Source organism: Streptomyces sp. WP-1 (genome assembly GCF_030450125.1).
Lineage (GTDB): Bacteria > Actinomycetota > Actinomycetes > Streptomycetales > Streptomycetaceae > Streptomyces > Streptomyces incarnatus.
The window spans coordinates 3,228,094-3,240,272 of record NZ_CP123923.1 but is presented as its reverse complement, the minus strand read 5'-3'; the positions used below and the strand labels follow the sequence as shown (position 1 = coordinate 3,240,272).

Annotated in this window: 10 protein-coding genes; 9 read left to right on the top strand and 1 reads right to left on the bottom strand. The window is 71.2% G+C overall.

Features of this window, described 5'->3' with window-relative positions; translation table 11 throughout:
• The first annotated feature begins 9 nt into the window (after positions 1-9).
• Both QHG49_RS13835 and QHG49_RS13830 read left to right on the top strand, forming a co-directional pair.
• Complete coding sequence (locus QHG49_RS13835; RefSeq protein ID WP_145483134.1) at positions 10-948, top strand: N-acetylneuraminate synthase family protein; 939 nt, start codon at positions 10-12, stop codon at positions 946-948.
• Between the two features lie 35 nt (positions 949-983).
• On the top strand, positions 984-2,363 hold the full coding sequence (locus QHG49_RS13830; protein WP_159704387.1) for a hypothetical protein: 1,380 nt from the start codon (positions 984-986) through the stop codon (positions 2,361-2,363).
• Positions 2,364-2,465: 102 nt separating this feature from the next.
• On the opposite strand, the gene QHG49_RS13825 is transcribed toward QHG49_RS13830, so the two are convergent.
• Positions 2,466-2,840 carry a hypothetical protein gene (locus QHG49_RS13825; RefSeq protein WP_236576434.1) on the bottom strand — a complete coding sequence of 125 codons (375 nt, stop codon included), beginning with the start codon at positions 2,838-2,840 and terminating at the stop codon, positions 2,466-2,468.
• A gap of 719 nt (positions 2,841-3,559) precedes the next feature.
• Here QHG49_RS13825 and QHG49_RS13820 point away from each other — a divergent pair.
• The 7 genes from QHG49_RS13820 to QHG49_RS13790 all read left to right on the top strand — a co-directional run bounded on the left by QHG49_RS13820 (position 3,560) and on the right by QHG49_RS13790 (position 12,106).
• Positions 3,560-4,789, top strand: a complete 1,230-nt coding sequence (locus QHG49_RS13820) for an amidohydrolase (protein WP_186337727.1) — start codon at positions 3,560-3,562, stop codon at positions 4,787-4,789.
• Between the two features lie 292 nt (positions 4,790-5,081).
• Positions 5,082-6,140 carry a BMP family protein gene (locus tag QHG49_RS13815; protein ID WP_145483139.1) on the top strand — a complete coding sequence of 353 codons (1,059 nt, stop codon included), beginning with the start codon at positions 5,082-5,084 and terminating at the stop codon, positions 6,138-6,140.
• Positions 6,141-6,367: 227 nt separating this feature from the next.
• Positions 6,368-7,927 (top strand): ABC transporter ATP-binding protein, encoded by a 1,560-nt coding sequence (locus QHG49_RS13810; RefSeq protein ID WP_370530574.1) that lies wholly within the window; start codon positions 6,368-6,370, stop codon positions 7,925-7,927.
• Positions 7,924-9,051, top strand: coding sequence for an ABC transporter permease (locus tag QHG49_RS13805; RefSeq protein WP_145483144.1), 1,128 nt, complete (start codon positions 7,924-7,926; stop codon positions 9,049-9,051). The genes QHG49_RS13810 and QHG49_RS13805 overlap by 4 nt, the downstream gene beginning before the upstream one ends.
• Positions 9,051-10,343: an ABC transporter permease gene (locus tag QHG49_RS13800; RefSeq protein ID WP_145483146.1), complete on the top strand. Its 1,293-nt coding sequence runs from the start codon at positions 9,051-9,053 to the stop codon at positions 10,341-10,343. The genes QHG49_RS13805 and QHG49_RS13800 overlap by 1 nt, the downstream gene beginning before the upstream one ends.
• The gene (locus tag QHG49_RS13795; RefSeq protein ID WP_145483149.1) at positions 10,340-10,744 is read left to right on the top strand and encodes a cytidine deaminase; all 405 of its coding nucleotides are present in this window, start codon (positions 10,340-10,342) and stop codon (positions 10,742-10,744) included. Before QHG49_RS13800 ends, QHG49_RS13795 begins: the two co-directional genes overlap by 4 nt.
• A gap of 78 nt (positions 10,745-10,822) precedes the next feature.
• Positions 10,823-12,106, top strand: a complete 1,284-nt coding sequence (locus tag QHG49_RS13790; RefSeq protein ID WP_145483151.1) for a thymidine phosphorylase — start codon at positions 10,823-10,825, stop codon at positions 12,104-12,106.
• Positions 12,107-12,179 lie beyond the last annotated feature (73 nt).

Here is a 12,179-nt window from a genome sequence, read left to right as displayed (position 1 = left end):
AACCCCCTGATGAGCACCAACTCCCGTCTGCGTACGTTCGGTTCGCGCGAGGTCGGCCCCGGTCGTCCCGTCTACATCTGCGGCGAGATCGGCATCAACCACAACGGTGAGCTGGAGAACGCCTTCAAGCTGATCGACGTCGCCGCCGAGGCCGGCTGCGACGCCGTCAAGTTCCAGAAGCGCACCCCCGAGATCTGCACCCCGCGCGACCAGTGGGACATCGAGCGCGACACCCCCTGGGGCCGGATGACCTACATCGACTACCGCCACCGCGTGGAGTTCGGCGAGGACGAGTACCGCCAGATCGACGCGTACTGCAAGGAGAAGGGGATCGACTGGTTCGCCTCCCCGTGGGACACCGAGGCCGTCGCCTTCCTGGAGAAGTTCGACGTGCCCGCCCACAAGGTGGCGAGCGCCTCCCTGACCGACGACGAGCTGCTGCGCGCCCTGCGCGGCACCGGCCGCTCCGTCATCCTCTCCACCGGCATGTCCACCCCGAAGCAGATCCGCCACGCGGTCGAGGTCCTCGGCTCGGACAACATCCTGATGTGCCACGCCACCTCCACCTACCCGGCGAAGGCCGAGGAGCTGAACCTCCGCGTGATCAACACGCTGGAGAAGGAGTTCCCGAACGTCCCGATCGGCTACTCCGGCCACGAGACGGGCCTGCAGACCACGCTGGCCGCCGTCGCCCTCGGCGCCACCTTCGTCGAGCGCCACATCACCCTCGACCGCGCCATGTGGGGCTCCGACCAGGCCGCCTCCGTCGAGCCGGGGGGCCTGACCCGCCTGGTGCGCGACATCCGCACCATCGAGTCCTCCCTCGGCGACGGCGTCAAGAAGGTCTACGACTCCGAGCTCGGCCCGATGAAGAAGCTGCGCCGCGTCGCCGGTGTCGTCGCCGAGGCGGAGATCGCGGCCGCCGCCGGCGAGCCGGTCACGGTGTGAATCCAGGTCACTGACGACGGGACGGTCGCACCCCGATGAGCCCCCGCACCGGCCGCACCGGCCACCCCACCCGCACGCTCGCCTTCGTGGAGAGCCCCGTCCAGCTGCTCAACGTGCTGGAGTGGGCGCATCTGCACGGGCTGCGCGGCGCGGACCCCGATCCGGGACCGGGTGGGCGCGCCCGGCCGGGGGGCGGGGCACCAGGGGGTACGACCGCCCTGCCGGACTCCTCCGGCCCGCCGCGGCCCGGCCCGTCGCAGCTGCCCGCGGTGGCCCCCGGCCCGTCGCAGCTGCCCGCAGTCGCCCCCGGCCCGCCGCAGGCGCCCGTAGCGGCGGCCCCCGGTCCTTCGCAGGCGCCCGTACCGGCCGCCGGCCCGCTCTCCTCCGTCCCCGCGCAGGTACGGCGGACGGTGGCTGAGGCCGGGGCCACGGCCTCAGCCTCGGCCCCGGCCGAGGCGGAGCTGACGGTCGTCGTCCTCGCCCCGACCGACCCCATGACCCGGGGCCAGCTGCGCCGCATGGCCGACCTGGCCCGGGACGAGGGCCACCGGGTGCGCTGGGAGGAGGCCCGCGGCGGCCCGACCGCGCCCTTCGCCACCATCGGCGGCCTCAGCGGCCGGCTGCGCCGCGCCGATCGCGTGGTCATGGGCGACCCCTTCTCCCGCTACGTCCAGCTGCTGCTGACCATCACCCGGGCGCGGGACCTGGTGGTGGTGGACGACGGCACCGCGACGATGGAGTTCGTCGCCCAACTCGCCCGTGGCGAACGCCTGGTGCGCTGGCACCGCAAGGGCGGCCGCCCCGGCCCGCGCGATCTGCTCTTCGCGCCGGTGTCCTCCTCGGCCCGCCGCCGGCTGACGCCCAGCGCGCGCCGCCGGGTGGAGGTCTTCTCCTCGATGCCGGTGCGCGAGACCCCCGACGGCGTCACGGTCACGGCCAACGACTTCTCCTGGACCCGGGCCCGCTTCGGCCCGCCGCGCATCACCAAGGGCGCCGACATGGTGGGCACGTCCCTGGTGGAGACGGGCGTGGTCGACGGCGACTGCTACGTGGAGGCCGTCCGCACCCTGGCCAAGGCCCACGGCACCACCCGCTACTTCGCCCACCGCCGCGAGAGCACGGAGAAACTCCACCGCCTGGCCCGGGAGACCGGCCTGGAGATCGTCCGCCCGGACCTCCCCCTGGAACTGATCGCCCGCCGCGGCCCCATCGGCCGTACGATCCTCAGCTTCCCCTCCACCGTCGTCCACACCCTCCCCCTGGCCCTGGCCGGCACCGGCGTCCGCGTCGCGGTCTGCGACATCGACCCCACCTGGCTGACGGACAACGCCTCCCCCCGCGCCCAGGGCTTCCTGTCCGGCGTGACCGGAACGGCCCGCGACATCCACCGCCTGACCTCGGTGAGCCCGGCGTAGCCCCCCGAGGTGAGCAGGGCGGGGAGCGGGCCTCCATGACCGAGGTCACGGTGGTCTCCGACTGCTTCCGCGGCCGGCCGTGAGCCCAGCGGGCGGGTGGGTCTACGGCGGTTCCTCGTCCGCCTCGGCCGTCTCGTCCTCTTCCTCCGCCGCCGCCATGATCGCCGTCTCGTAGCTGTCGAGGACCTGTTCCACGGTGCGGTTCGTGTGCTGGGCCAGGTCGACGACGGCCGAGACCGCCCAGTTGGCCAGGGACAGGGCGAAGGCCATCAGCTCGTCGTCGCCGCGGCCCTCCTTGACCGCCATCAGGTAGGTCAGGTTCAGGTAGGGCACGAGGTCGGGTTCCGAGGCGTGGGCCGCGTTGCTGCGGAGCATGCCGATCGTGGTCCGCGTGGCCTGCGAGCGCAGCGGCAACAGGCGGTCCCGTTCCGCGTGCACTTCCATGAGCCACTGCCGGCGTTCGTCCTTGTCGTCCACGCCGTACCCCTACCCACCGCCTCGCCCCCTTACAGCCGCCTGCTCAGGATGAACGTCCTCGCCCGTCGCGGTCAGGGCCGGGCCCGCGTCCGTCAGCAGGGCGGCGACCCGGTCGGCGGTGCGCCAGTAGTGGTCGAGGGTGATCTCGCGGGCGAAGCGCTCCGCGAGGCGGAGGCGGGGGGTCGGCTCGTCGGGGAGGAGAGGGCCAGGATGCCGCCGAGGGACGCGGAAGGGATGTCCAGGGACGTCATCGAGCCCGTGTCGAAGCGCAGTTGAGGGTGGGCCTCGCGGGCCGGTGCCACCATCTCGGGGGAGAGGCCGACACCGAACGCCGGCACCCCCAGCTCGTGCAGCAGCCCGGTGACACCGCCGGGCCGGTCCAGCGGATGCAGCAGGCTGGAGGGGTGCCGCGCCGCGTGGTCCGCGGCGATCGCGTCGTAGGAGCCGCGCGTCGCACGGAGGAAGTCCTCGCCCGTCCCGGCTGCGGATCGCGACCCTAGTGGCTGCGGGCCGAGTGGAGGTCCGGTTCGTGGACATGGCGAGCGTGACCCGGCCAAGGCGTGGTATGCGTGGAAGAAGAAAAAAAGTGGTTTTACCCATCACAGTCCACAGTCATGCGTCCAGCGGTCAGATTTTCTTCCCCTAACGGGCTGAACTTTTGTTGATCCAGGGGCAGTTGACCACCCGGGCGTCCTACCCTTCAGAGGGTGAAGCAATTGATGTCCCTAGAGTCCGAGTCCGGCCTCGCGGGGGATGCGCTCCCCGGCGTGCTGAGCGAGTCCCTGCACGCCGAACTCGTCGCGTTCCGCCGCGACTTGCACATGCACCCCGAGCTGGGCAACCAGGAGTTCCGTACGACCGCCGCGATCAAGGAGCGGCTGGAGAAGGCCGGGCTGCGCCCCCGCGTCCTCACCACCGGAACCGGGCTCGTGTGCGACATCGGCGGGAAAGAGGGCGAGCGCCCCGCCGTACCGGTGCTGGCGCTGCGGGCCGACATCGACGCGCTGCCCATCCCGGACACCAAGGCCGACTGCCCGTACCGCTCCACCGTGCCCGACCGCGCGCACGCCTGCGGCCACGACATGCACACCACCGTGGTGCTCGGCACCGGCCTCGTCCTCGCCGACCTGCACGCGAAGGGGCTGCTCACCCGCCCCGTACGGCTGATCTTCCAGCCCGCCGAGGAGGTGCTGCCCGGCGGCGCCCTCGCCGCCATCGCGGACGGCGTGCTGGACGGCGTCGGGCGGATCCTCGCCGTGCACTGCGACCCCCGCGTCGACGCCGGCCGCGTCGGACTGCGGCACGGGCCCATCACCAGCGCCTGCGACCGGCTGGAGGTCCTCCTGGACGGCCCCGGCGGCCACACCGCCCGCCCGCACCTGACCACCGACCTGGTCACCGCCGCCGCCCGGGTCGCCGTCGACGTCCCCGCGCTGATCGCCCGCCGCGTCGACACCCGCGTCGGCCTCGCCCTCACCTGGGGCCGTATCGAGTCGGGCCACGCCCCGAACGTCGTACCGCAGCACGCCGAGCTGTCCGGCACCGTGCGCTGCCTGGACCTGGAGGCCTGGCGGCAGGCGCCCGACATCGTGCACGCGGCCATCGACGAGGTCGCCACCATGCACCGGGCCAAGTCGGAGATCAACTACGTGCGAGGGGTCCCGCCCGTCGTCAACGACAAGGGCTCCGCCGAACTGCTGCGCCGCGCGATGGCCGCCCGCCGGGGCCGGGACTCCGTGGAGAGCACCGAGCAGAGCCTCGGCGGCGAGGACTTCTCCTGGTATCTGGAGCACGTGCCCGGCGCCATGGCCCGCCTCGGCGTCCGCCGCCCCGGCGAGCGCACGGTGCGCGATCTGCACCAGGGCGACTTCGACGCCGACGAGCACGCCATCACGGTCGGTGTGGAGATGTTCACCGCCGCCGCGTTCCTGGAGGACAGCGTCGGCTGACGCGGTCCGCGGCGGCGCAGTCGCGTGGGCGGGCGCTCCTTCGGGGGCGCCCGCCCAGCACCTCACCCACGCCCGCGCAACACCCTCGCAAGCCAATCGTGCACTGTGCGCGACAGCCGGGTGAGAGGACTCGGAGAACGAGTTCAGATGCTGTTTGCCTCGAATCGATAACGGCTTCGAGAGAGGGTTTTTTGCGACATCTACGCGCGTTACGATGCCGCGAAGCCGACGCCGCCGGGGTGTTCGGCTCAAGCGCCGACATGGCGCTCAGGTCAGGTGAAGGAGCCTTCCCGTGCGCCGGGTAGCCAAGCTTTCCGCTGCGTGTCTCGCCACCGCAGCCCTCGCCCTTTCCGCCACCGCGTGTGGCAAGACGTCCTCCCAGGAGGACAGCTCTTCCCCCTCCTCGAGCGGCGGCAAGGGCGGCATCAAGATCGGTCTCGCCTACGACGTCGGCGGCCGTGGTGACCGGTCCTTCAACGACTCCGCCGCGCGCGGTGCCGACAAGGCCGAGAAGCAGTTCGGCGGTTCCATCAAGGAGCTGACCGCGAAGACCTCGGACACCCCCGCGGACCGGGTGCAGCGTCTCACGGACCTGGCCCAGGCCGGTTACAGCCCGATCATCGCCGTCGGTTACACCTACGCGCCCGCCGTGCAGCAGGTGGCGAAGCAGTTCCCGAAGACCTCCTTCGGCCTCATCGACTCCGTGGTGGACGGCAAGAACGTCAACAGCATCACGTTCACCGAGGAGCAGGGCTCCTACCTGGCCGGTGTCGCCGCCGCGCTGAAGACCAAGAAGGACCACGTCGGCTTCATCGGCGGTGTCGACAGCCCGCTGATCAAGAAGTTCCAGGCGGGTTACGTGCAGGGTGTGCACGACACCAACGCGAAGATCAAGGTCGACGTCCAGTACCTGAGCCACGGCACGGACACCTCCGGCTTCTCCAGCCCGGACAAGGGCCAGCAGGCCGCCCAGGGCATGCTCGACAACGGCGCCGACGTCATCTACAGCGCGGCCGGCTCCTCCGGCACGGGTGCCATCGAGGCCGTGAACGGCGTCAAGGGCGCCTGGGCGATCGGCGTGGACTCGGACCAGTACAACATCCCGGGTCTGGCGAAGTACAAGAGCTCCATCCTGACCTCCGTGGTCAAGAACGTCGACGTCGGCGTCTTCGACTTCGTCCAGTCCGTCAAGAACGGCAAGCCGCTCGCGGGCAACAACGTGTACTCCCTCGCCAAGGGCGGTGTCTCCCTGGCCACCAGCGGTGGCTACCTGAAGGACATCCAGTCCAAGCTGGACGCCGCGAAGCAGAACATCGTCGACGGCAAGATCAAGGTCAAGACCACCCCTTGACCGGACCTCGGCCTCAGGTGACCGACCTGAGCGACAGGTACCTGAGCAGCAGGTAAGGGTCCGGTTCCGCCGGACCCCGGCTCGGCGCGGGGAGCCGTTCTCGCTCCCTTCGCCGGGCCATAACAATGTGTCAACTCTACGCGTGTAGCTAGGAGTTGCCGCGCTAGCGTCGCCGACGCCTGCCCTCCCTCCCCTTACGCAGCCCCTTTCCCCGAGGAGAGTGCGCCATCAACGCGTCCAGCCCTCCCGCTGCCGTCGAACTGCGCGGCATCACCAAGCGTTTCCCCGGCGTCGTCGCCAACCGCGACATCGACATCACCGTCGCCAAGGGCACCGTCCATGCCCTGTGCGGTGAGAACGGCGCCGGCAAGTCCACCCTGATGAAGATCCTCTACGGCATGCAGCAGCCGGACGAGGGCACCATCACCATCGACGGCGAGCAGGCCGTCCTGAACAACCCCGGCGACGCCATCGCCCGCGGCATCGGCATGGTGCACCAGCACTTCATGCTCGCCGACAACCTCACCGTCCTGGAGAACGTCGTCCTCGGCGCCGAGAAGCTCCACGGCATCGGCGGCAGGGCCCGCGCGAAGATCAAGGAGATCTCCGACGCGTACGGCCTGAACGTGCGCCCCGACGTCCTCGTGGAGGCACTGGGCGTCGCCGACCGCCAGCGCGTGGAGATCCTCAAGGTCCTCTACCGCGGCGCCCGGACGCTGATCCTCGACGAGCCGACCGCCGTGCTCGTGCCGCAGGAGGTCGACGCCCTCTTCGACAACCTGCGCGAGCTGAAGGCCGAGGGCCTCACGGTCATCTTCATCTCTCACAAGCTGGGCGAGGTGCTGTCCGTCGCCGACGAGATCACCGTCATCCGGCGCGGTACGACGGTCGGCACGGCCGAGCCCGCCTCCACCACCCCCCGCCAGCTCGCGGAGATGATGGTCGGCAGCGAGCTGCCCACCCCGGAGACCGAGGAGTCCACGGTCACCGACGTCCCGATGCTCACCATCGAGGGCCTGCACCTGGGCCAGACCGACCTCGACGGCATCGAGCGCGTCATCCTCGACAAGGTCTCGCTGACCATCCACAAGGGCGAGGTCCTCGGCATCGCCGGGGTGGAGGGCAACGGCCAGTCCGAGCTGGTCGAGGCCATCATGGGCATGCGCCACCCGGACGCCGGGACCATCACCCTCGACGGCACCGACATCTCGCAGCGCGCCACCCGGCAGCGCCGCGAGGCCGGCATCGGCTACATCCCCGAGGACCGCCACCGCCACGGCCTGCTCCTGGAAGCCCCGCTGTGGGAGAACCGCATCCTCGGCCACGTCACCGAGAAGCCCAACTCCCGCGGCGTCCTGCTCGACAACAAGGCCGCCCGTGCCGACACCGAGCGGATCGTGGCGTCGTACGACGTCCGCACCCCCGGTATCGACGTCACCGCGGCCTCGCTGTCCGGCGGCAACCAGCAGAAGCTGATCGTCGGCCGCGAGATGAGCCACGCCCCCAAGCTGCTGATCGCCGCCCACCCCACCCGCGGAGTGGACGTCGGCGCGCAGGCGGCCATCTGGGACCACATCCGCGAGGCCCGCCGCGAGGGCCTGGCCGTGCTGCTGATCTCCGCAGACCTGGACGAGCTGATCGGCCTGTCCGACACCCTGCGGGTGATGTACCGCGGCCGCCTGGTCGCCGACGCCGACCCCGCCACCATCACCCCCGAGGAGCTGGGCTCCGCCATGACGGGTGCGGCCACCGGCCACCTGGAGCACGCAGAGGACGACGCCCGATGAACAAGCTGACCTCACGGATCGACAAGGAGCGGCTGCTCCTCGGCATCGCGGCCCCGCTGCTCGCGATCGTCGCCGCGCTCGTCATCACCGCCCTGGTGATCCTCGCGACCGGCAAGAACCCCGGCCCCGCCTTCAGCGACATGATGACCTACGGCTTCGCCAGCGACAGCCAGGTCTACATCCTCAACAAGGCGACCACGTACTACCTCGCGGGCGTCTCGGTGGCCATCGGCTTCCGGATGAACCTGTTCAACATCGGTGTCGACGGCCAGTACCGGCTCGCCGCGTTCTTCGCCGCCGTCCTCGGCGGGGCGCTGACCCTGCCGGGCTGGCTCTCCATGCTGCTCATCCTCATCTGCGCCATGGCCACCGGCGCGGTGTGGGCGGCCATCGCCGGTGTCCTCAAGGTGACCCGGGGCGTCAGCGAGGTCATCTCGACGATCATGCTGAACTCGATCGCCACCGCGATCATCGGCTACCTGCTCCAGCCCGGCAAGCTCGCCCACCTCTACCAGGGCGGCACCGTCGTCGCGACCAAGCCGCTCCCGTCGGCCTCGCACTTCTTCCTGATCGACACCGGCCCGGGCGGCGACCTGGACGGCTTCATCGTCGTCGCCGTGCTCGTCGGCATCGCCTACTGGTTCGTCCTCGGCCGCACCCGCTTCGGCTACGACCTGCGCACCGTCGGCCAGTCCGAGAGCGCGGCCACCGCGAGCGGTGTGTCGGTGAAGAAGATGGTCGTCACCAGCATGATCATCTCGGGTGCGGCGGCCGGTCTGATCGGCATGCCCACCCTGCTCAACGAGAGCTACCAGTTCAGCAGCGACTTCCCGACCGGCATCGCCTTCACCGGCATCGCCATCGCGCTGCTCGGCCGCAACAACCCGATCGGCATCGCGCTCGGCGCCCTGCTCTGGGGCTTCCTGGAGCGCACCACCAACCACCTGGAGTTCCAGGGCTACGACAAGGAGATCCTCGGCGTGATCCAGGGCGTCATCGTCCTGTGCGTCGTGATCGCCTACGAGGTCGTGCGCCGCTACGGCCTCAAGCGCCAGCAGCAGAAGGTCGGCGCCGAACTCGCCGCCCAGGCCGCCGCCCCGACGAAGAAGCTGGAGGTGGCGTGATGACTGCCACGATGACCGACGCGCCGCCGCCGGCGGCGCCCAAGGCCCCGGGCGCCGGGACGCCCAAGGGTTCGAGCCGCTCCCTCGGCCAGATCCTGGTGCTCGTCGCGGGCGGGCTGCTGCTCCTGGCCGCGGTCCGGATGATCACCGGCTCGCAGGACCTGGACTCCGCCGGTCAGGTCAGCGCCGCCCTCGGGCTCGCCGTGCCGATCGGCCTCGCCGGTCTGGCCGGTCTGTGGTCGGAGCGGGCCGGCGTGGTCAACATCGGCCTCGAAGGCATGATGATCCTCGGCACCTTCGGCGCCGGCTGGGCCGGCTGGCAGTCCAGCCCCTGGCTCGGCCTGCTGTGCGGCATCGGCTTCGGTGTCCTCGGCGGTCTGGTGCACGCGGTCGCCACCATCACCTTCGGCGTCGACCACATCGTCTCCGGTGTCGCGCTCAACCTGCTCGCGCTCGGTGCCACCCAGTACCTCGCCAAGCTGAGCTTCACCGGCGGCGCCGCGGCCAACGCGGGCGGCAACCCCAAGCAGTCCCCGCCCGTGGACGCCCTGCCGGACATCACGATCCCCGGTCTGTCCGACGGCCTCCAGACGCTGGAGCAGCACCACTGGTTCCTGGTCTCCGACCTCGCCGGCGTCCTCGGCGGCCTGGTCACCCACCTGTCCGTGGTGACCGTCCTGGCCGCGGCGCTGTTCGTGGGCAGCTGGTGGCTGCTGTGGCGCACCCCCTTCGGGCTGCGGCTGCGCTCCTGCGGCGAGAACCCGGTCGCGGCGGAGTCGCTCGGCGTCAACGTCTACACCTACAAGTACGCGGCCGTGGCCGTCTCCGGCGGCCTCGCCGGTCTCGGCGGCGCCTTCCTCGCGCTGGTCACCTCGCACACCTACCTGGAGGGCCAGACCGGCGGCCGCGGCTACATCGGTCTCGCCGCGATGATCTTCGGCAACTGGCGGCCGGGCGGCCTCGCGATGGGCGCGGGCCTGTTCGGCTACTCCGACGCCCTCCAGCTGCGCAACGGCGGCACGACCGTGCACGCGCTGCTGCTCCTGCTGGTCGTCCTGCTCGTCGCCCTGGCGGCCTGGAAGATCTACCGCAAGGCCACCTGGCACGGCGCGATCAGCCTGATCGTGGCGGCGGTCGTCCTGGTCTGGTACCTGTTCACCGACGAGGTGCCGAGCGACTTCGTGGGCGCCACGCCGTACGTCGTCACGCTGCTGGTGCTGTCGCTGTCCGCGCAGCGCCTGCGGATGCCGAAGGCGGACGGCATGCGGTACCGGAAGGGCCAGGGCAAGTGACCGAGAACGCGGCCGGATTCGACTGGGAGGCGCTGCGCGCCGAGGCCCGGGAGGCGATGGCACACGCCTACGCCCCCTACTCCGGCTACCCGGTCGGCGTGGCGGCCCTGGTCGACGACGGCCGCACCGTCACCGGCTGCAATGTCGAGAACGCCTCGTACGGCCTCGGTCTGTGCGCCGAGTGCGGCCTGGTGTCGCAGCTCCAGCGCACCGGCGGCGGCCGCCTGACGCACTTCACCTGCGTGGACGGCGAGGGCGCACTGCTCGTGCCGTGCGGGCGCTGCCGTCAGCTGCTGTACGAGTTCGGCGGCCCGGACCTGCTCCTGGACACCCCCGAGGGCGTCCTGCCGCTGTCCGAGATGCTGCCCCAGGCCTTCGGCCCGGGCCATCTCACCAAGTAACTCCCGTACGGCCCTCCTGCCGCACCCGCGCGCAGGAGGGCCGTACTCCTTGCACCTCCCGGAAGGAAGCCACCAGCCATGGCCATGGACGCCATCTCCGTCATCCGCACCAAGCGGGACCGCGGCGAGCTGACCGACGCGCAGATCGACTGGGTCATCGACGCGTACACGCGCGGCGAGGTCGCCGACGAGCAGATGTCCGCGCTCGCCATGGCGATCCTGCTCAACGGCATGAACCGGCGTGAGATCGCCCGCTGGACGGCGGCCATGATCGCCTCCGGCGAGCGCATGGACTTCTCCACGCTGTCCCGCCCGACCGCCGACAAGCACTCCACCGGCGGCGTCGGCGACAAGATCACCCTGCCGCTCGCCCCGCTGGTCGCCGCCTGCGGCGCGGCCGTGCCGCAGCTGTCCGGCCGGGGTCTCGGCCACACCGGCGGCACCCTGGACAAGCTGGAGTCCATCCCCGGCTGGCGCGCGCTGCTCTCCAACGAGGAGATGCTGAACGTGCTCGACGGCGTCGGCGCGGTGATCTGCGCGGCGGGCGACGGCCTCGCCCCCGCGGACAAGAAGCTCTACGCCCTGCGTGACGTCACCGCCACCGTCGAGGCGATCCCGCTGATCGCCTCCTCCATCATGTCCAAGAAGATCGCCGAGGGCACGGGCTCGCTGGTGCTGGACGTGAAGGTCGGCACCGGCGCCTTCATGAAGAACCTGGCGGACGCCCGCGAGCTGGCCTCCACCATGGTGGGCCTGGGCACCGACCACGGTGTGCGCACGGTCGCCCTCCTCACCGACATGTCCACCCCGCTCGGCCTCACCGCGGGCAACGCGCTGGAGGTCCGTGAGTCGGTGGAGGTCCTCGCGGGCGGCGGCCCGGCGGACGTCGTCGAGCTGACCCTCGCCCTGGCCCGGGAGATGCTGGACGCGGCGGGCCTGAAGGACGCAGACCCGGCGAAGGCGCTGGCCGACGGCTCGGCGATGGACGCCTGGCGCCGGATGATCGCGGCCCAGGGCGGCGACCCGGACGCGCCGCTGCCCACCTCCCGTGAACAGCACGTGGTCACGGCCCCCTCCTCGGGCGTCCTGACCCGCCTGGACGCCTACGACATCGGCATCGGCGCCTGGCGCCTCGGCGCCGGCCGCGCCCGCAAGGAGGACCCGGTGCAGGCCGCCGCCGGCATCGAACTCCACGCCAAGCCGGGCGACACCGTGACCGCCGGCCAGCCCCTGCTGACCCTCCACACGGACACCCCGGAGCGCTTCGACTACGCCCTGGAGGCCGTGTCCGGCTCCTACGACATCGCCGCCCCGGGCACCGAGTTCTCGGCGACCCCGGTGGTGCTGGAACGTATCGCCTGACCTGCGATTCCCTCATAAGGGCGAACGGGACCGGTGGACCTGCACCGGTCCCGTTCGGCATGCTGGGATCGGT